The organism is Amycolatopsis keratiniphila (assembly GCF_000400635.2).
GTDB classification, from domain to species: Bacteria; Actinomycetota; Actinomycetes; order Mycobacteriales; family Pseudonocardiaceae; genus Amycolatopsis; species Amycolatopsis keratiniphila.
Window position 1 is genome coordinate 7,523,053 of record NC_021252.1, and the last position, 20,297, is coordinate 7,543,349.

Annotated in this window: 15 protein-coding genes; 6 read left to right on the forward strand and 9 right to left on the reverse strand. The window is 68.7% G+C overall.

What is annotated here, in order from left to right:
- Positions 1 to 91: 91 nt before the first annotated feature.
- Positions 92 to 2,191 carry an MMPL family transporter gene (locus tag AORI_RS74650; protein WP_043849159.1) on the forward strand — a complete coding sequence of 700 codons (2,100 nt, stop codon included), beginning with the start codon at positions 92 to 94 and terminating at the stop codon, positions 2,189 to 2,191.
- A gap of 68 nt (positions 2,192 to 2,259) precedes the next feature.
- Here the strand turns inward: AORI_RS74650 and AORI_RS74655 are convergent, their stop codons facing one another.
- Together AORI_RS74655 and AORI_RS74660 are read right to left on the reverse strand one after the other, a co-directional pair.
- A complete protein-coding gene (locus AORI_RS74655; protein WP_016337011.1) occupies positions 2,260 to 4,431 on the reverse strand; it encodes a 3-hydroxyacyl-CoA dehydrogenase NAD-binding domain-containing protein in 2,172 nt (723 codons plus the stop codon).
- A gap of 10 nt (positions 4,432 to 4,441) precedes the next feature.
- Positions 4,442 to 5,653, reverse strand: a complete 1,212-nt coding sequence (locus AORI_RS74660) for an acetyl-CoA C-acetyltransferase (RefSeq protein WP_016337012.1) — start codon at positions 5,651 to 5,653, stop codon at positions 4,442 to 4,444.
- Between the two features lie 145 nt (positions 5,654 to 5,798).
- Here AORI_RS74660 and AORI_RS74665 point away from each other — a divergent pair, with 145 nt between their 5' ends.
- The 5 genes from AORI_RS74665 (at position 5,799) to AORI_RS74685 (ending at position 12,021) form a co-directional block, all read left to right on the forward strand.
- Positions 5,799 to 6,986: a TetR/AcrR family transcriptional regulator gene (locus AORI_RS74665; RefSeq protein ID WP_016337013.1), complete on the forward strand. Its 1,188-nt coding sequence runs from the start codon at positions 5,799 to 5,801 to the stop codon at positions 6,984 to 6,986.
- Between the two features lie 38 nt (positions 6,987 to 7,024).
- On the forward strand, positions 7,025 to 8,248 hold the full coding sequence (locus AORI_RS74670; RefSeq protein WP_016337014.1) for a low temperature requirement protein A: 1,224 nt from the start codon (positions 7,025 to 7,027) through the stop codon (positions 8,246 to 8,248).
- 110 nt (positions 8,249 to 8,358) lie between these two features.
- Positions 8,359 to 9,654, forward strand: a complete 1,296-nt coding sequence (locus tag AORI_RS74675; RefSeq protein WP_016337015.1) for an acyl-CoA dehydrogenase family protein — start codon at positions 8,359 to 8,361, stop codon at positions 9,652 to 9,654.
- A gap of 18 nt (positions 9,655 to 9,672) precedes the next feature.
- The gene (locus AORI_RS74680; protein WP_016337016.1) at positions 9,673 to 10,881 is read left to right on the forward strand and encodes an acyl-CoA dehydrogenase family protein; all 1,209 of its coding nucleotides are present in this window, start codon (positions 9,673 to 9,675) and stop codon (positions 10,879 to 10,881) included.
- Positions 10,882 to 11,016: 135 nt separating this feature from the next.
- A complete protein-coding gene (locus AORI_RS74685) occupies positions 11,017 to 12,021 on the forward strand; it encodes an MASE1 domain-containing protein (protein ID WP_016337017.1) in 1,005 nt (334 codons plus the stop codon).
- On the opposite strand, the gene AORI_RS74690 is transcribed toward AORI_RS74685, so the two are convergent.
- The 7 genes from AORI_RS74690 to AORI_RS74720 form a co-directional block, all read right to left on the reverse strand.
- Positions 11,985 to 13,040, reverse strand: a complete 1,056-nt coding sequence (locus tag AORI_RS74690; protein ID WP_016337018.1) for an alpha/beta fold hydrolase — start codon at positions 13,038 to 13,040, stop codon at positions 11,985 to 11,987. The genes AORI_RS74685 and AORI_RS74690 overlap by 37 nt on opposite strands.
- A gap of 117 nt (positions 13,041 to 13,157) precedes the next feature.
- Positions 13,158 to 14,021 carry an SDR family oxidoreductase gene (locus AORI_RS74695; protein ID WP_016337019.1) on the reverse strand — a complete coding sequence of 288 codons (864 nt, stop codon included), beginning with the start codon at positions 14,019 to 14,021 and terminating at the stop codon, positions 13,158 to 13,160.
- Between the two features lie 86 nt (positions 14,022 to 14,107).
- On the reverse strand, positions 14,108 to 14,614 hold the full coding sequence (locus AORI_RS74700) for a GNAT family N-acetyltransferase (protein WP_016337020.1): 507 nt from the start codon (positions 14,612 to 14,614) through the stop codon (positions 14,108 to 14,110).
- 9 nt (positions 14,615 to 14,623) lie between these two features.
- Positions 14,624 to 15,391, reverse strand: a complete 768-nt coding sequence (gene map, locus AORI_RS74705; protein ID WP_016337021.1) for a type I methionyl aminopeptidase — start codon at positions 15,389 to 15,391, stop codon at positions 14,624 to 14,626.
- Positions 15,392 to 15,434: 43 nt separating this feature from the next.
- Positions 15,435 to 16,589, reverse strand: coding sequence for an acyl-CoA dehydrogenase family protein (locus AORI_RS74710; protein ID WP_016337022.1), 1,155 nt, complete (start codon positions 16,587 to 16,589; stop codon positions 15,435 to 15,437).
- Entirely contained in the window at positions 16,586 to 18,571 is a 1,986-nt protein-coding gene (locus tag AORI_RS74715) for an acetyl/propionyl/methylcrotonyl-CoA carboxylase subunit alpha (RefSeq protein WP_016337023.1), read from the reverse strand. The genes AORI_RS74710 and AORI_RS74715 overlap by 4 nt, the downstream gene beginning before the upstream one ends.
- 2 nt (positions 18,572 to 18,573) lie before the next feature.
- On the reverse strand, positions 18,574 to 20,187 hold the full coding sequence (locus AORI_RS74720; protein WP_016337024.1) for a carboxyl transferase domain-containing protein: 1,614 nt from the start codon (positions 20,185 to 20,187) through the stop codon (positions 18,574 to 18,576).
- Positions 20,188 to 20,297: the final 110 nt, after the last annotated feature.

Sequence of the window (20,297 nt, forward strand, 5' to 3'; positions counted from 1 at the left end):
GGGAAGCGCCTTAGGGGTAGCCGGAAGTTGCGGCCCGGGTGCCCGCCCGAGCCCGACGATATGCGGCCGGGGAAAGCCGATGCTGTCCCGCATGGACACCAACACTCTCTCCGAGAGGCGGCCTGGGGGCGGTCTCTCGAAGCTGGCGGGATGGTCTCAGCGCCACCGCTGGCTCGCCGTTTCGCTCTGGCTGCTCACCCTCGTCGGTGTCACGCTGGGCTCGCAACTGGCGGGCAGCGCCTATCACGACGACCATTCCCTGCCGGGTACCGAATCCCAGCAGATCATGGACCTGTTCAAAGCACAGGCTCCCGCACAGACCGGCGCGACGGCCGAAATCGTCTTCAAGACCGAGAGCGGACTCGCGACCGCACGCGGGCCGATCGACACGATGCTCGCCGAAGTGCGGAACCAGCCGCACGTGAAGTCGGTGACGAGCCCTTTCGACACCCCGTCGGCCATCTCGCGTGAGGGCACGATCGGTTACGCGGCGGTCGCTTTCGACCTCGAATCGAAAGATCTGCCGTACGACGACATCGTGCGAGTCGTCGACACCGCGAAGAAGGCGGAGACGGCCGCGCTCCAGGTCGAACTCGGTGGCGACCCGATCAAGCGGACCAGCGGGGGCGGCGGCCCGTCGGAGGGCGTCGGGCTGCTCGCCGCGCTGGTGATCCTCGTCTTCCTGTTCCGCTCGATCCTCGCCGCCGGGCTCCCGGTGATCACGGCGATCTTCGCCGTCGGCAGCACACTCGGCGTCATCGTGCTCGTCAGCAGGTTCGTCGACATCGCGAGTTACACGGCGCCGTTGATGATGCTGGTCGGATTCGGCGTCGGCGTGGACTACGCGCTGCTCATCTTTTCCCGCTATCGCGGCGAAATCCTTGGTGGCCTCGACCGCGATCAGGCGGCGAGGCGGGCGCTGGACACCGCGGGCCGGTCGGTGCTGTTCGCCGGTGGCACGGTGATCATCGCGTTGCTCGGCCTGCTCGCGCTCGGCCTCGGTTCGCTGCGCGGGGTCGCGCTCGCGGTCGCGCTGACCGTGCTCGTGACGATGCTGGCCTCGATCACCCTGCTTCCGGCGCTGCTCTCACTTTTCGGGCGCCGCCTGGAAAAGGGCATCCGCAAGCACGCCGCGAAACGCGAACACGGCAAGGCGTGGGGCAAGCTCGGGGACGCGGTGCAGCGGCGGCCGATGGTGCCGCTCGCGATCGGGCTGCTCGTCCTCATCGGACTTTCGTTGCCGGCGCTCGGCATGCGCCTCGGGTTCGCCGATTCGGGCACGGATCCGGAGACGTCGACCACCCGCCAGGCCTACGACCTGATGGCGGAGGGTTTCGGCCCGGGGTTCAGCGAGCCGTTGATCGTGGTCACCGAGAACGGCGATGGCGCCGCGCTGCAACGAAAACTCGAGACCACACCGGGAATCGCCAAGGTGACGCCACCGATGGGCCAGGGGGTCACGACGGTTCTCGCCTTCCCCACGTCTTCACCGCAGGACGCGGCGACCGCCGATCTGGTGGAACGGCTGCGGACCGAGGTGCTGCCGGGACTGCCGGGCGAGTATCTGGTCGGCGGGAGTGTCGCGGCGGCGGTGGACTTCGCCGACGCCGTCGGCGACCGGTTGCCGCTGTTCGTGCTGGTGGTCGTCGGCCTGTCGGCGTTGCTGCTGATGGTCGTCTTCCGCTCGATCCTGATCCCGCTCAAGGCGGCCGTGCTGAACCTGCTGAGCATCGGCGCCGCGCTCGGCGTGATGACGGCGGTGTTCGGCGACGGCCTGTTCGGGGCGCAGGCGGGACCGATCGAGGCTTTCGTGCCGGTGCTGATCTTCGCGATCGTGTTCGGGCTTTCCATGGACTACGAGGTTTTCCTGGTGTCCCGGATGCACGAGGAGTGGCGGCGCACCGGCGACGCGCGTCATGCCGTCCGCGAAGGGCTCGCTTCCACCGGTGGGGTGATCACGGCCGCTGCGGCGATCATGATCGTGGTGTTCGGGGCGTTCCTGCTGAACCCCGACCGGATGCTGGCGCAGTTCGGGCTCGGACTGGCGGTGGCGGTGCTGGTGGACGCGTTCGTGATCCGGTGCCTCGTGGTGCCCGCGGTGATGCGGCTGCTCGGGGAACGCGCCTGGTGGCTGCCGCGGTGGCTGGACCGGCGGTTGCCGCACGTGGCGCTGGAACCGGCGTCGCGTTAGCCCCCGGATGACATGAAAGGCCCCTTCATTGCAAATTTCGCAATGAAGGGGCCTTTCATAGCACGTGCTTACTCGTAGATCTCGCCCTTCGCGGCCTTCTCGACCAGCGAAGCGGGCGGGGTGAAGTGGTCGCCGTAGCGCTCCGCGAGCTCACGCGCGCGGTCGACGAAGCCCTGCAGGCCACCCTCGTACTGGTTGATGTACTGGATGACACCACCGGTCCACGCCGGGAAGCCGATGCCGAAGATCGAGCCGATGTTGGCGTCCGCGACGGTGGTGAGCACACCTTCGTCGAAGCACTTCACGGTCTCGAGCGCCTCGGCGAACAGCATGCGCTCCTTGAGGTCCTCGAAGGGAACCTCGGCGCTGCCCGACTTGAACGCGTCGCGCAGGCCCGGCCAGAGACCGGTCCGCTTGCCCGACTCGTCGTAGTCGTAGAAGCCCGAGCCGGTGGAGCGGCCCTTGCGGTCGAACTCCTCCACCATCCGGTCGATGACGCCCTCGGACGCGTGCGCGTTCCAGGTGCCGCCGGCGGCCTCGATCGCTTCGCGGGTCTCCTTGCGGATCTTGCGCGGCAGCGTCAGGGTCAGCTCGTCCATCAGCTGCAGCGGCGGCGCCGGGTACCCGGCCTGCGAACCGGCCTGCTCGATGGACGCCGGCTCGACACCCTCGCCCAGCGCGGCCACGGCTTCGTTGAGGAAGGTGCCGATGACACGCGAGGTGAAGAAGCCGCGGCTGTCGTTGACGACGATCGGGGTCTTCTTGATCTGCAGCGTGTAGTCGAAGACCTTCGCCAGCGTGGCGGGCGAGGTCTTCTCACCGCAGATGATCTCGACCAGCGGCATCTTGTCCACCGGCGAGAAGAAGTGGATCCCGATGAAGTCCTCGGTCCGCTGGACACCCTCGGCGAGCGCGGTGATCGGCAGCGTGGAGGTGTTGGAGCCGAGCACGGCGTCGGGGTTGACGATGCCCTCGATCTCCTGGAACACCTTGTGCTTCAGCTCGACGCTCTCGAAGACGGCCTCGATCACGAAGTCGACGCCGGCGAAGTCCTCCGCCTTGTCGGTCGGCTTGATCCTGGCGAGCAGCGCGTCGGACTTCTCCTGCGTGGTCTTGCCGCGGGAAAGAGCCTTCTCCTCCAGCTTGACCGCGTAGCCCTTGCCCTTTTCGGCGCCTTCGAGGGTGACGTCCTTGAGCACGACGTCGATGCCGGCCTTCGCCGAGACGTACGCGATCGCGGCGCCCATCATGCCCGCACCGACGACGCCGACCTTCTTGGCGGTGTACTTCTCGAAGCCCTCCGGCCGCGAGCCGCCGGAGTTGATGCTCTGCAGGTCGAAGAAGAACGCCTTCGTCATGTTCTTCGAGACCTGACCGGTGGCGAGATGCACGAAGTAGCGGGTCTCGACGGTGATCGCGGTGTCGAAGTCGACCGTCGAACCCTCGATGGCCGCGGCCAGGATCGCCCGCGGGGCCGGCATGTTGGCGCCCTTGATCTGCTTGCGCAGGTTCGCCGGGAACGCGGGCAGGTTCGCCGCGAAGCTCGGGTTCGACGGGGTGCCGCCCGGGATCTTGTAGCCCTTGACGTCCCACGGCTGCACGCCGCCCTCGGGGTTGGCCTTGATCCACGCCTTAGCGGCCGGGATCAGCTCCTCGACGGTGCCGACGAGCTCGTGCACGAGGCCGAGTTCCTTGGCCTTGGCCGGGCGGTGCCGCTGGCCCTGCAGCAGCACGTTCAGCAGCGCGCTCTGGATGCCCAGCAGGCGTACGGTGCGGACCACGCCACCGCCGCCGGGGAGCAGGCCGAGGGTGACCTCGGGGAGGCCGATCTGGCTGCCCTTGACGTCGGCCGCGATGCGGTGGTGCGTCGCGAGCGCGAGTTCGAGGCCGCCGCCGAGCGCGGCGCCGTTGATGGCGGCCACGACCGGCTTGCCCAGCTGCTCGAGCCGGCGCATCTGGCCCTTCATCAGGGAGCTGCTCTGGGTGATCTCGGCGGCGTGCTCCGGCTTGGCCTGGATCAGGTCGTTGAGGTCGCCACCGGCGAAGAAGGTCTTCTTGGCCGAGGTCAGGACGACACCGGTGATGTTGTCCTTCTCCGCCTCCAGGCGGTCGACGACGACGCCGAGCGACTCGCGGAAGTCGGCGTTCATCGTGTTGGCGGACTGCTTCGGGTCGTCCAGGGTGAGCACGACGATGCCGTCGGCGTCCTGCTCCCAGCGGATGGTCTTCGCTTCAGTCATTGTCTCTTCCTCAGACCCGCTCGATGATGGTCGCGACGCCCATGCCGCCGCCGATGCACAGGGTGACCAGGGCGCGGCGCGCCTGACGACGCTCCAGCTCGTCGACGACGGTGCCGACCAGCATCGCGCCGGTGGCGCCCAGCGGGTGCCCCATCGCGATGGCGCCGCCGTTGACGTTGACCTTCTCCTCGTCGAGGTGCAGGTCCTTGATCCACTTGAGGACGACCGAGGCGAAGGCCTCGTTCAGCTCCCACAGGTCGATGTCGTCCGGGGTGAGGCCGGCGATCTTGAGGACCTTCTCGGTGGCCGGGGTCGGGCCGGTGAGCATGATCGTGGGCTCGGAGCCGACGGTCGCGGTCGCCACGATGCGGGCGCGCGGGGTCAGGCCGAAGTCCTTGCCGATCTGCTCGTTGCCGACCAGGACCAGCGCGGCGCCGTCGACGATGCCGGACGAGTTGCCGCCGGTGTGGACGTGGTCGATCTTCTCGACCGAGTGGTACTTCTGCAGCGCGACGGCGTCGAAGCCGCCCAGCTCACCGATACCGGCGAAGGCGGGCTTGAGCTTGCCGAGGCCCTCGATGGTGCTACCCGGGCGACGGTGCTCGTCGTGGTCGAGGATCGTGACGCCGTTGATGTCCTTCACCGGGACGACGGACTTCGCGAAGTAGCCGCCGGACCAGGCCGCTTCGGCCTTCTCCTGCGAACGCACGGCCCACGCGTCGACATCCTCGCGGGAGAAGCCCTCGATGGTCGCGATCAGGTCGGCGCCGGTGCCCTGCGGGACGATGTAGTTGTCGTACGCCGTGGCGGGGTCCATGAACAGCGCGCCGCCGTCGGAGCCCATCGGCACCCGCGACATCGACTCGACGCCACCGGCGATGATCAGCTGGTCCCAGCCGGAGCGCACCTTCTGCGCGGCGGTGTTGGTGGCTTCGAGGCCGGAGGCGCAGAAGCGGTTCAGCTGTACACCGGCAACCGACTCGGGAAGGCCCGCGTTCAGCGCGGCGGTGCGCGCGATCACGGCGCCTTGCTCGCCGACCGGGGACACGACGCCGAGGACGATGTCGTCGATCACGGCGGGGTCGAGGTTCGGGTGCCGGACCTTCAGTTCTTCGATGAGGCCGACCACGAGATCGACCGGCTTGGTGCCGTGGAGGGCACCGCCCTTGTTCTTGCCGCGAGGCGTACGGATCGCCTCGTAGATGTAGGCCTCGCTACTCACAGAAAAACTCCTCCGCGTACGGCGCTGTATCAAGATGAAACGTACCGGCCAGTAGTCATGCTAATGCCGATTAACATAAACCGCGATAACCCCATGGTGTCAATGGGTTGCGATGCACGCAACCGGCGCTATCGTGGGTTCACCTATGGATCACCCGACCGAGCGTTCCCCTCGACCGCGCGACCGCAAGGCCCAGCTGGCCGGCCTCGCCGCGGAGCTCTTTCGCGCCCGCGGGTTCCACGGCGTCGGCATCAACGACATCGCCGCCGCGGCCGGGATCACCGGGCCCGCGCTGTACCGGCATTTCGCGGACAAGCAGGCCGTGCTGTCCTACGTCGTGCTGTCCGGTATCGACGACATGGAGGCGGCCACCACCGAGACGCTCGCCGACGGTCTTCCCGTTCCCGCCCAGGTCAACGCCCTGTTGGGCACCCTCGCGGCACAGGCGGTGGAGCGGCGCGAGGTCGCCGCGCTGTGGCGCTGGGAGGGCAGGCATCTGCCCCGTGAGGAACGGCGCGAGATCCGCCGCCGGTCCGGCGCGGTACTCGAAGCGTGGTCCAAGGCGCTGCGCGCGTTGCGTCCGGAACTGACCGCCGACGACGCCGAGTTGCTGTGCTGGGCGGGGCTGAGCGTGTTCGGCAGCGTCTCCGTGCATCACACGTCGGTGGCGAAGAAACGCTTCGCGCAGATCCTCGTGCAGCTGGCGGAGTCGGTGCTGCATGTCACACTCCCCGAACCCGAGGAGACACCGGAGGAGACGCCGTCGATGGCGCTCGGCGAGCCGTCCCGCCGCGAGCAGATCCTCACGGCGGCGACCGGGCTGTTCGGGCAACGCGGCTTCCGTTCGGTCAGCATGGAGGAGATCGGCGCGGCGGCCGGAATCGCCGGGCCCAGCGTGTACCGGCACTTCCCCAGCAAGGCCGCGCTGATGGTGGCGATCGGACATCGAGCGGCCGACCGGCTGGCGCTCGCCGCGGAACGAGCGTTGCGGACCGACGACGAACGCGACGCGCTCCGCAGGCTGGCGGCGTCCTATGTGCACACGCTGCTGCGCACGCCCGAACTGCTGGTGTCCTTCTCCGGCAGCCCCATGGAGCTGCCGGAACGCGACAAGGCGGATCTGATCCGGGTCCAGCGTGACTACGTCGCGCGCTGGATCGCGCTGACTTCGGAAGTCCACCCGGAACTGAGCCTGCGCGAAGTGAAGATCACCGTGCACGCGGCGCTGACCATCGCGAACGACCTCGCGCGCACCCGGCGGGTCAACGGCCGCCCGAACTTCGAGGCCGAGCTGACCACGCTGACGCACGCGGTCCTGAAAGTCAGCTCTTAGCAAACTCGCGTGTCCCGCAAAGACCCGCCGGGCACGATATGCGCGTGCCCACGAAACGCGGCCTGCATCTGGTGACCCGGGACGAAGACCACAAGGTCACCACGCTGGAGCTCTTCTTCGACCTGGTCTTCGTCTACGCCATCACCCAGACCACGCAGCTGATGGCCGATCACCTCAGCCCGCTCGGCATCGGACAGGGCGTGGCGATGATCGCCGTGCTGTGGTGGTGCTGGTGCGCCTACGCCTGGCTGGCCAACACCCTGCACGTCGACCGTGGCATCGCGCAGCTCGCGATGTTCGCCGCGATGGGGACGATGTTCCTGGTCTCGCTGACCATCCCGGAAGCGTTCACCGATCTGCCCGGCGGCCTGTACGCGCCGCTGATGTTCGTCGGCTGCTACTTCCTGGTGCGACTGCTGCATCTCACCGCGTACTTCGGCGCCGCCCGGACCGATCCGGAACTGCGCAAGGTCGTCCTGAAGATGTTCGTCGGGCTGCTGCCGAGCGTCGCGCTGCTGACCGTCGCGGCCTTCTTCTCGGGCTGGGTGCAGCTCGGCATCTGGGCCATCGCGCTGCTCGCCGACTACGTCAACGTCTTCCGGACCCGCTCCTCGGACTGGCGGCTGCACCAGCCCGGCCACTTCGCCGAGCGGTTCGGGCTGATCGTGATCATCGCGCTCGGCGAGTCGATCGTGGCGATCGGCATCGGGATCAGCTCGTACCCGATGTCGTGGCCGATCACACTGGCTGCCGTCTTCGGGCTCACGCTCGCTTCGGCGATGTGGTGGATGTACTTCGCCGTCGTCTCGCACGTTTCCGAGCACAATCTGAAGCGCGCCGAAGGCGTCGAGCGGGTGCGGATCGGGACGGACACGTACACGTTCCTGCACCTCCCGCTCATCGCCGGGATCGTGCTCGTGGCACTGGGGCTGAAGAAGTCGCTGCTGTACGTGTCCGACACCGAGCACCACAGCCTTTCCGACGGTCTGCACGGGACGCCGATCTGGGCGCTCACCGGCGGGCTCGCGCTGTACCTGATCGCGTTGAGCGGGCTGCGGCGGCGGAATCTGGGCTCGTGGAACGTGCAACGGCTGGTGCTCGCGGTGCTCCTGCTGGCGGCGACGCCGTTGCTGGAGCTGGTGCCGGCGATCGTGCTGGTCGGCGTGGTGGCACTGGCGGCGGTGGCGCTGGTGCTGCTCGAGAGGCGCAAGCTTGTGAGTAATCCGGGACTCCTCCACCCCCGGAATCACTCATCGGCGTGACGTTCGCCTCCCCCGTGGTGGCGCATCCGCCCGAGGAGAGTTAACCTACTCACGAGTAGGTAAGCGAGGCAGGGAGACTCACCGTGGGTGCGCCTAGGAAACGAGACGCGATGGGCCTTGGCCTGTCCGCGCTCACCCGGCTGGCCGGGAGCAAGGTCATTGAACGGGCCGGACTTCGGAAGCCCGTGCAGAACCTGGTCAGTGCCGGGACGCGCAACGGCTTCCGGGTCGCGGGCGCGGCGGGACGGACCTTCAAATCCGCCCAGAAGCTCGGCAAGCCCGCGCGGCTCGCGCCTGCCGAGGACACGGGACTGTTCGACCTCACCCCGAGTGAGGACCAGCAGCTCATCGTCGAGACCGTGACGGAGTTCGCGGCCGAGCAGCTGCGGCCCGCAGCGGCCGACGCCGACGCGAAGCTCCAGGCCCCCGAGGGTCTGCTGAGCCGCGCCGCCGAGCTCGGCATCACGCTCGTCGGTATCCCCGAGGAGCTGGGCGGCGTCGGCACCGAGCGGTCGGTGGTCACGAACGCGCTGGTCGCCGAGGCCCTCGCGCACGGCGACCTGGGGCTCGCGGTCGCGGTGCTCGCGCCGTCCGCGGTCAGCACCGCGCTGGTGTCCTACGGCGACGAGCAGCAGCAGGCGGATTACCTGCCCGCGTTCGTCGGCGAGAACGTCCCGGCCGCGGCGCTCGCGCTGCAGGAGCGCACCGCGCTGTTCGACCCGTTCAAGCCGGCCACCAAGGCCCGCCGCACGCCGAAGGGCTACCAGCTCGACGGCGTGAAGTCGCTGGTCCCCCGGGCGGCGGACGCCGAACTGTTCATCGTGTCGGCCGACCTCGAAGGCCGCGGCCCCGCGCTGTTCCTCGTCGAGTCTTCGAACGCCGGTGTCACCATCGAGTCCGAACCGGCGATGGGCCTGCGCGGCGCGGCGACCGGGAAACTGCACCTGGAGAAGGTCGCGCTGCCCGCCGGAGCGCTGCTCGGCGGCGGCAAGGCCGAGGTCTTCACCGAGGTCGTCCGGCTCTCGCGGCTCGGCTGGGCCGCGCTGGCCGCCGGTACCGCGAAGGCCGTCCTCGACTACGTGGTCCCGTATGTCAACGAGCGCAAGGCGTTCGGCGAACCGGTGAGCCACCGCCAAGCCGTCGCGTTCTCGGTGGCCGACATCGCCATCGAGCTGGAAGGGCTGCGGCTGGTGACGTTGCGCGCCGCTTCTCGCGCCGAACAGGGCAAACCGTACGCCCGCGAGGTCGCGCTGGCCCGGAAACTGGCCGCCGACAAGGGAATGCAGATCGGCAGCGCCGGGGTGCAGCTGCTCGGCGGGCACGGCTTCGTCAAGGAGCACCCGGTCGAGCGCTGGTACCGCGACCTCCGTGCGATCGGCGTCATGGAAGGCGCCGTCCTTCTCTAGGACTTTCGAAAGGCAATCATGATCAACCTTGAGGTTCCGAAGAAGGCCGGCACCCTGATCAACCAGGCGTACCAGGCCGCGGCCGAGGTGTTCCGGCCGATCTCGCGCAAGTACGACCGCGCCGAGCACACCTACCCGGCCGAACTGGACATGTTCGCCGCGCTGCTGGACGGGCTGAACTCCTCCGGCGAGGGCGGCGCGGGCGCGGCGGGGGTCCGCCGGTCCGAGAAGAACGAGAAACCGGGCAACCGCAACGGTTCCAACCTCAACATCGTGCTCGGCACGATCGAGATGTGCTGGGGCGACGTCGGTCTGCTGCTGTCCATGCCGCGGCAAGGGCTCGGCAACGCCGCCATCGGCTCGGTCGCCACCGACGAGCAGCTCAAGAAGTTCTCCGGGCTGTGGGCCGCGATGGCGATCACCGAACCGGACTGTGGCTCGGACTCCGCCGCGATCACCGCGACCGCGCGCCTCGACGGCGACGAGTACGTGATCAACGGCGAGAAGATCTTCGTGACCGCGGGCGAGCGCGCCGACGCCGTCGTCGTCTGGGCCACCCTGGACAAGACGAAGGGCCGCGCGGCGATCAAGTCGTTCGTCGTCGAGAAGGGCACTCCCGGCTTCGAGGTGGTGCGCGTCGAGCACAAGCTCGGCATCCGCGCCTCCGACACCGCCGTGCTGCGCTTCGAGAACGTCCGCGTGCCGAAGGAGAATCTCCTCGGCACGCCGGAGATCGACACCGCCAAGGGTTTCGCGGGGGTCATGCAGACCTTCGACAACACCCGCCCGCTGGTCGCCGCGATGGCCATCGGTGTCGCCCGCGCGGCGCTGGAAGAGACCCGGAAGATCCTCACCGACGCCGGCGTGACCATCGACTACGACAAGCCCGTCCACAGCCAGCACGCGGCGGCCGCCACGTTCCTGCAACTGGAGGCGGACTACGAGTCGGCGTACCTGCTGACCATGGAGTCGGCGTGGATGGCCGACAACCGCAAGCCGAACTCGCTGCAGGCCTCGATGGCCAAGGCGAAGGCGGGCCGGTCGGTCGTCGAGATCACGCTGAAATGCGTCGAGCTGGCCGGAACCCTGGGCTACACCGAGGAATCGCTGCTGGAGAAGTGGAGCCGGGACGCGAAGATCCTGGACATCTTCGAAGGCACGCAACAGATCCAGCAGCTGATCGTGGCGCGCCGGATCCTGGGCAAGACGAGCGCGGAGCTCAAGTAAGAAGCGAGGCTCGTGGGTGGCAATCGTCCTTGCCGCCCACGAGCCCGTTTATTTCCACCATTTCGACAACACCTTCGTGGCGCCCGGGCAGAGGTACTCTCGAACTTTCCTTTGCCCGCGAAGGCAGGAGTCGCGATGAGACCGCTTCCCCCTGCCTCACGCTGGTGTCTCATCGTCCTCGGGGTCACGGTCTGCTATTTCGCCACCGCCCAGATCGGAATCCAGTGGGCGATCGTGCGGGAGCAGATCTCGCCGCTGTGGCCCGCCGCGGGGGTCGCGCTGGCCACGCCGATGCTGCTGGGCCCGCGGTTCTGGCCGGGGATCGTCCTCGGCGCGCTCCTGACGAACATCGCGCTCGGGCCCTCGGTGGGCACGGTGCTGGTGATCTCCCTGGGAAACACGGCAGGCCCGATGCTGGCGTACGCGGTCATGCGGCGGCTGGGTTTCCGCAACGAGCTCGACCGGCTTCCCGACGCCGTCCTCCTGGTGGTGATCGGAGCGATCGGGGGCACGGCCGTCAGCGCCGTCCTGGGCACCGGCGTGCTGGTCTCCAGCGGCGCGCTGAGCCCCGGCGAGTTCTGGGCGACCGCGCTCGTGTGGTGGACGGGCGACGCGATGGGTGTCCTGACGATCACGCCGCTGCTGCTCTTGGCGCCGAGGTTCCGTTTGCCCAGGCGGGTTCCGCTCGTCCGCTGGGGTGAGGCGGCGGCGCTCGCGCTCTTCGGTCTCGGCACGGCCGCCCTCGCGTCCACGACGACGCCGAAGCTGTTCGTGGTCTTCCCCGTGCTCATCTGGGCGGCGCTGCGCTTCCGGCAAGCCGGAGCGCTGCTGTGCTCCTTGTGCGTCTGCACGGTCACGATCTTCGCCGCGATCCGAGGGCTCGGGCCCTACGGTTCCTACGAGCTGGCGACCAGGATGCTGCACGTCCAGGCCTACGACGCCACCGTCGGGCTCACCGCGCTGACGTTGTCCACGATCGTCCTGCAACGCGACCGCGCGACGGCCGAGATCGCCGACGCCTGGCGCCAGATCACCGAGATGGTGGACCTGATCGCGCCGCGCCAGTCCTTGCGCAGCGCCATCACCCAGCACGACGACGAGGCTCAGGCGGCCTGTTCGTCGAGGAAACGGTCGAGGTAGCGCCAGGTCGTCCCGCGGGCCTTCCGGCCGGTGAGGACGCCCAGGTGCCCGCCGGGCGCGGTCTCGAAGGTCACCGACGGCGAGTTGTCCAGCAGCTCGGTGAGCCGTTCGACCGCGGCGCGCGGGGCGATCGTGTCGTTCTGCCCGGCGATGACCAGCGTCGGCACCTTCACCCCGGACAGCGCGATGATGCGGCCGTTGAGGTCGACCGTGCCCTCGGCGAGGTCGTTGGCGCGGAAGAACCGGTGATAGATCTGGCCGAACGTCCGCCCGGGGTAGGCGATCATGTTGTCCATGAAGTGGTCGACGGCCTCGATCTGCGCCAGATAGTCCCGGTCGTCGAGATTCTTCAGGATGGCGAGGGGTTTGGTGATCTCCTTGCTGATCCCGGTCGCCCGGAAGACGCGGCTGACCAAATAGGACGGTGCGCCGCCGAGCGCCCGGTAGAACGGGGTCAGCAGGTGGCCGCCGGTGAGGTCCACCAGCGGGCGGAACGGGGCGATCAGCGGGATCGCGGTGAAATCGAACGGCGACGCGATGGTGGCGATCGACTCGATCGGCAGGTCGGGCTGGTCGGCGGTGGTCAGCAGGGAGAAGATCCCGCCGAGGCACCAGGCCACGACGTGCACGCCCTGGCCGCCCGAGTCCTCGCTGACCTTGCGGATCGCGCGCGGGAGCACCTCTTCGATCCAGTGCTCGATGCCGAGGCGCCGGTCCGAGAAGGCGACGTTCCCGTAGTCGACCAGGTAGGTGTTGCGGCCGCCCTCGACCAGGTGCTCGGCGAGACTGCACCCGCGGCGCAGGTCGAAGCACAGGGCGGGCGCGGCCAGCGGCGGCACCAGCAGCACCGGCGGGCCCTCTTGGGCTCCCTTACCGTTGGTCAGCCGGTACAGGGAACGATTCGGGCCCTGGTCGATCAGGACGCGCGGCACCGGGCGAAGATCCGCGACACCACCGTGCAGCACCTTCCCGACGACGTTCGACGCGGCGGCGGCGAGCCGTGCCGGCGGTGTGGCCATGGTGTGCCTCCTGGGGAATCAACGCGGTAAGACGTAATCTTGCCGCTTGGGAGCGCACGACTCAACACCGCCGCCGTCACACGCCGTCCATTTCGGACAGTCGCTAGGCCGTCCGAGTTAAGAATCGGCGCCCTTTTCCGCCGCCGGGGCACTCCGCGCGGCCCGCGATTCGTACTCCGCCCGGGCGGCGGAATGCGTTGCGGAGGATAGAATCTTGTCGCCGCCGAGGGCCCTGAGCAGGCCTTCCCCGAGGCGACGCGGAAGCAGTCGTGTGATCCTGCCCATGGCGTCCAGCGACGCGGGAACGAAGACGTCGAACTTGGGACGGCGCAACGCATCGACAATGGCCTGCGCCACATCTTCGGGCTGCACCGATTTGAAGAACTTCGCCTCGCCGAGCCCGCTGGCCAGTTCCGTGCGCACCACCGCCGGCATCACGCACGACACCAGCACGCCGGTCCCGTGCAATTCCAGATGCACCGATTCCGACAGGCCGACGACGGCGTGTTTCGTCGCGCAGTAGGTCGCGGCGCCGGGGAATCCGGCCTTCCCCGCCATCGAGGCGATGTTGACGATGTGGCCGGTGCCACGCGGGCGCATCCGTTTCACGGCTTCCCTGGTGCCGTGGATGACCGCGTGCAGGTTGATCTCGAGCAGCCTGCGGGTCGCCGCGTCGTCCTCTTCGTCGAGCGGCGCGAGCGGCATGATGCCCGCGTTGTTGATCAGCACGTCGATCGGGCCGACGCGCCGCTCGACCTCGTCGAGGAACTCGGTGAAGCCCTTCGTGTCGGTGACGTCGAGCGGCAGCGCCTCGGCGCCCAGTTCGGCCGCGGTCTTCTCGGCGAGGACCTGGTCCAGATCGCCGATGACCACCTTGGCGCCGAGCCGGGACAGCGCCGTCGCGGTACTGGCCCCGATGCCCTGCGCCGCTCCGGTGATCACGACGACCTTGCCCGCCAGGGAACGTTCACGCTTGGCCATGCCGGTCTCCTCTGCGACTGCACTGTCCGGGGCACTGTTGGCGATGTGTCAACTATGGTGCACCGGAAGCCGCGGCGACGCCAGTCCTACGGACGTCGCTCGAACACCTGCCCGATCCAGCCCTTGACGTCGAAGCGTTCCGTCGGCTTGAAGCCCTGGCTCTCGTAATAACGCTGCAGGTCGCCGTCGCCGCCTGCCCAGCAGTCGACCCGCACCAGCCCGATGCCGCGTTCCCGCGCCTCCGCCAGCGCGAACTCGATGAGCCGCGAGCCGACCCGGTGCCCGGTGAACCGGCGCGAGGTCAGCAGCAGGCCGATGTAGATCTCCGGCTCGTCGACCGGTGAGACATGCGGGAAACGGTCGCCGAGGATGATCGCCCCGGCCACCTCGCCGTCGATCTCGGCGAGGTACAGCCCAGGTCCGTCGGCCATCCCGCGGACCCGCTCGACCCGCTTCGGGATCGTGGACCACGGCTCGCTTCCCCACTGCCCTTCGCTGCCGCGCGAGGCGAGCCACGCGACGACCTCGTCGAACATGTCCAGCAACGTTTGGAAATCCCCAGAACCACCCTGGCGGATGATGAAGTCGCTCATCCTCCCGTTCTACAACATCGTGAGGACGCGCGGACCTTCTGTGGTGATCGCGACCGTGTGCTCGACGTGCGCGGCCCTGGCGCCGCGGACGGTGCGCAGCGTCCAGCCGTCGTCGTCGGTCCGGTAGGCGTCGCGGCCGTCGGCGATGAGCATCGGCTCGATCGCCAGCACCAGCCCCGGCTGGAGACGCATGCCGCGACCCGGCTTCCCCTCGTTCGGCAGATGCGGGTCCTCGTGCATGCTGCGGCCGATCCCGTGGCCGCCGTGGTGCGCGAGGAGACCGTAGCCCGCTTCGCGACCGACGGTGCCGACAGCGTGGGAGATGTCGCCCATCTTGCCGCCCACCTGCGCGGCGGCGATCCCCGCGGCCAGCGCGCGTTCGGTGGTCGCGATGAGTTCGAGGTCGGCGGGATCGGCCTCGCCGACGACGTAGCTGATCGCCGCGTCGCCGTGCCAGCCGTCGATGTAGGCGCCGGCGTCGATGCTGACCAGGTCGCCGTCGCGCAGGCGGTAGTCCGACGGGATGCCGTGGACCACGGCGTCGTTGACGCTCGCGCAGATCACGGCGGGGAACGGGGTCGGCGCGGAATGCGGGCGGTAATGGAGGAACGACGGCTTCGCGCCGGCGTCCCTGATCACCTGCGCGGCGATCTCGTCCAGCTCTTCCAAGCTCACGCCGATCGCCGACGACTCTTTCGCCGCTTGCAACGTCTGCGCCACGACACGGCCGGACTCGCGCATGGCGTCCAGCTCGGCGGCGGATTTCAACTCGACCATGCCGATAACTATACCGGTATAGTTATCGGCATGGTCAAGGGTGTCAGGCCACGCCGAGGTGCCGCGCGATCAGCATGCGCTGCACCTCCGAGGTCCCCTCGCCGATCTCCAGGATCTTCGCGTCGCGATAGAAGCGGCTCACCGGGAACTCGTTCATGAAGCCGTACCCGCCGAAGATCTGCGTCGCGTCGCGCGAGTTGTCCATGGCGGCGTTCGACGCGACGAGCTTCGCGATCGAGGCCTCCTTCTTGAACGGCTCACCGCGCAGCATCTTCGACGCCGCCGCGTAGTACGCCAGCCGCGCGGTGTGCGTGCGCACCTCCATGTCGGCGATCTTGAACTGGATCGCCTGGTATTCGCCGATCTTGTGCCCGAACGCCTCGCGTTCCTTGACGTACCGCAGGCATTCGTCGACACAGCCCTGCGCGAGCCCGACGCTCAGCGCCGCGATCGCGACCCGGCCTTCGTCCAAAATGGACAGGAACTGGGCGTAGCCCCGGCCGCGTTCGCCGACCAGGTTCTCCGCCGGGACGCGAACGTCGTCGAACGAGAGCTCGTGCGTGTCCGAACAGTTCCAGCCGACCTTGGAGTACTTCGGCGCGACGGCGAAGCCCGGCGTGCCGGACGGGACGATGATCGCCGAGATCTCCTTGCGCCCGTTCTCCTTCACGTCGGTGACGGCGGTGACCGTGACCAGTTTCGTGATGTCGGTGCCGGAGTTGGTGATGAACGACTTGCTGCCGTTGATCACCCAGGTGTCGCCGTCGAGTTTCGCCCGCGTGCGGGTGGCGCCCGCGTCCGAGCCGCCACCGGGTTCGGTGAGCCCGAAGGCGCCGAGCGCGGTGCCGGCGCACAGCTCCGGAAGCCACTTCTCCTTCTGCTCCTCGGTGCCGAACCGGTAGATCGGCATGGCACCCAGGGAAACACCCGCCTCGACGGTGATCGCGACCGAGGAATCGACGCGCGCCAACTCCTCCAGGGTCAGGCAGAGCGCGAAGTAGTCGCCGCCCATGCCGCCGTACTCCTCGGGGAAGGGCAGGCCGAACAGGCCCATGTCGGCCATCTTCGCGACGATCTCGTACGGGAATTCCTCCCGCTCGTAGAGGTCGCCGATGACCGGGGCGACCTCGGAGCGCGCGAATTCCTCGACGGTCTTGCGCAGCGCCTCGTACTCGTCATCCAGCCGAAAGTCGATCATTGCTCATCCTTTTGGGGTGTCACGACGGCTACCGTCTCGTCCAGTGCGACCTGTTGGCCTGCCCGGACGGGGAGTTCGCTGACCACGCCGTCGATCGGCGCGGTGATCGTGTGCTCCATCTTCATCGCCTCGACGACCACGAGCGGGGTCCCGGCGGTCACCACGTCACCGGCCGCGGCCTTGACCACGAGCACGGTCCCCGGCATCGGGCTGGTGACCGGTCCGGCGCCGCCCGCGGCACCGGCGGCCGAACGCAGCCGTTCACGCTCGCCGATCGCGAAGCTGTGCCCGTCGCGCGCGAGCCACACCGTCCGGCCGGTCCCGGCCGCGTGCCGGTAGCGGTGGAAACCGGTGGGATGACGGACTTCCAGCAGATCGCCGAGGCGCCGCGCGGACACCCTCACCGGCTCGGCGTCGTCCACACTGACGAGCGCGTTCGCGGGGGTGCCCTGCACCCGGACGACGACTTCGGAGCTGCCCGACTTCAACGCGAAGCCGATCCCGCCGGAACCGCCGAGCCGCCAGCCGTCCGGAACGTCCCACGGATCGACGACGTCTCCCTGCGGCTGCAGGGAAAGCAGCCGGTCGAGCGCCGCTGCCACGAAGAACTCCGGCGGCACCTCTTCGGAGACCAAAGTGGACAGTCGGCGGTCGACGAGGCCGGTGTCGAGCTTGCCGTCACGGACGTCATCGTCGGCTAGCAGCCCGCGCAGGAAGGCGACGTTGGTGCCGAGGCCGAGCAACGCGGTGTCCGCCAGCGCCAGATCGAGCCGGTGCAACGCGGCCGCGCGGTCCGGGGCCCAGGCGATGACCTTGGCCAGCATCGGGTCGTAGTTCGAACCGATGACCGCGCCCTCGCTCATCCACGAGTCGACGCGCACGCCTTCGCCGGACGGCTCGTGGACCGCGAGCACGGTGCCACCCGTCGGGATGAAACCGCGAGCGGGATCTTCGGCGTAGACACGGGCTTCGACGGCGTGGCCGTCCAGCCGGACGTCGTCCTGCGCCACGGTGAGCACGTCGCCGGCGGCGATCTTGACCTGCCACTCGACGAGATCGAGCCCGGTGACCAGCTCGGTCACCGGATGCTCGACCTGCAGCCGGGTGTTCATCTCCATGAAGAAGAACTCGTCGGGCGCGGTGGCCGACACGATGAACTCGACCGTCCCCGCGCCGACGTACCCGACCGAACGCGCGGCCTCGACGGCGGACGCGCCCATCTTCGCGCGCGTGGCTTCGTCGAGGAGCACCGACGGCGCCTCCTCGATGATCTTCTGGTGCCGCCGCTGCAGGCTGCACTCACGCTCGCCGAGGTGGATCACGTTGCCGTGCTTGTCGGCGAGCACCTGGATCTCGATGTGGCGCGGCGTGGTGACGAACCGCTCCATGAGCAGCGTGTCGTCGCCGAAAGAACCCTTGGCCTCGCGGCGGGCGGACTCGACCGCGGCGTCCAATTCGGACAGTTCGGTGACCAGCCGCATCCCCTTGCCGCCACCACCGGCGGACGGCTTGAGCAACAGCGGGAAGCCGACCTTCTCCGCGGCGGCGGCGAAACCGCCATCAGGGATGTCCACATCGGACGCTCCGGGCACGACCGGGACCCCGGCCTTGGACACCGTCGCCTTGGCGCGGATCTTGTCGCCCATGGCGTCGATGGCCTCGACCGGCGGGCCGATGAAGACCAGGCCGGCTTCGGCGCAGGCGCGGGCGAATTCCGCGTTTTCCGCGAGGAAGCCGTAACCGGGGTGGACCGCCTGCGCGCCCGTGTCCAGCGCCGCCTGGACGATCGCGGGAATGGACAGATAGCTCTTCGCCGCTTCGGCCGGGCCGATGCGGACAGCCGTGTGCGCCTCCCGGACGTGCCGGGCGTCGGCGTCCGCGTCGCTGTACACCGCGACCGAACGGATGCCGAGCCCGTGCAGCGAGCGGATCACGCGGACCGCGATCTCCCCGCGGTTGGCGACCAGAACCGTGTCGAACATGCTCACATCCTGAAGACGCCGTAGTTGACATCGGAAAGTGGCGCGTTGGCCGTTGCGGACAGCGCGAGGCCGAGCACCGTGCGGGTGTCCGCCGGGTCGATCACGCCGTCGTCCCACAGCCGCGCCGTCGAGTAGTACGGGCTCCCCTGCGCTTCGTACTGGTCGCGGATCGGCTCCTTGAAGGCCTCTTCGTCCTCAGTGGACCATTCGCCGCCGCGTGCCTCGATGGCGTCGCGGCGGACCGTGGACAGCACCGACGCCGCCTGCTCACCGCCCATCACCGAGATCCGCGCGTTCGGCCACATCCACAGGAACCGCGGCGAGTACGCACGGCCGCACATCGAATAGTTGCCGGCGCCGAACGAGCCGCCGATGACGACGGTCAGCTTCGGCACCCGCGCGCAGGCCACCGCGGTGACCATCTTCGCGCCGTGCTTGGCGATACCGCCCGCCTCGTAGGCGCGGCCGACCATGAAACCGGTGATGTTCTGCAGGAACAGCAGCGGGATCGAGCGTTTGTCGCACAGCTCGATGAAATGCGCGCCCTTCATCGCGGACTCGGCGAACAGGACGCCGTTGTTCGCGATGATGCCGACGGGGTGGCCGTGGATCCGGGCGAACCCGGTGACCAGCGTCGAGCCGTACTCCTTCTTGAACTCGCCGAACCGGCTGCCGTCGACGATCCGCGCGATGACCTCGCGGACGTCGTAGGGCACGCGCGGGTCGGTCGGGACGACGCCGTACAGCTCGTTCGGGTCGGCGACCGGGGCCTCCGTAGGGAGGACGTCCCACGGCCGCGGCGTACGCGGGCCCAAGGTCGACACGATCGAGCGAACGATGCGCAAGGCGTCGGCGTCGTCTTCGGCCAGATGGTCGGTGACGCCGGACTGGCGCGAGTGGACGTCGCCGCCGCCGAGTTCCTCGGCCGTGACGACCTCGCCCGTCGCGGCCTTCACCAGCGGCGGGCCGCCGAGGAAGATGGTGCCCTGGTTCCGCACGATGACCGCTTCGTCGCTCATCGCCGGGACGTACGCGCCGCCCGCGGTGCAGGAGCCGAGCACCGCGGCGATCTGCGGGATGCCCCGCGCGGACATCGTGGCCTGGTTGTAGAAGATCCGGCCGAAGTGCTCACGATCCGGGAAGACCTCGTCCTGCCTCGGCAGGAACGCGCCGCCGGAGTCCACCAGGTAGATGCACGGCAGGTTGTTGTGCAGCGCGACCTCTTGCGCGCGCAGGTGCTTCTTGACCGTCATCGGGTAGTACGTGCCGCCCTTGACCGTCGCGTCGTTGGCGACGATCACGCATTCGCGGCCCGAGACCCGCCCGATCCCGGTGATGATCCCGGCCGACGGCGCCTCGTCGTCGTACAGTCCGGTGGCGGCCAGCGGGGACAGCTCCAGGAACGGCGAACCCGGGTCGAGGAGGGTGTCGACCCGGTCGCGTGGCAGGAGTTTGCCCCGCTCGACGTGGCGGGTGCGGGATTTCTCCGGGCCCCCGAGCCGGGCGGCGGCGAGCCGCTTGCGCAGGTCTTCGACCAGCTCGGCATGGGAGGTGACGCTGCGGGCGTACTCGTCGCTGCCCGGATCGGCCGAAGTGCTCAGTACGGGTGTGTCCATGGCTCCTCGTCGCCAAGTTAGCCGTCGTTAACTCGCGCCGTCAGGTTAACGCCCACTAACCCACTCTGTCCACCTCCCCTAAGCGCGTGAAGGCCCCCTTCCCTCGACTG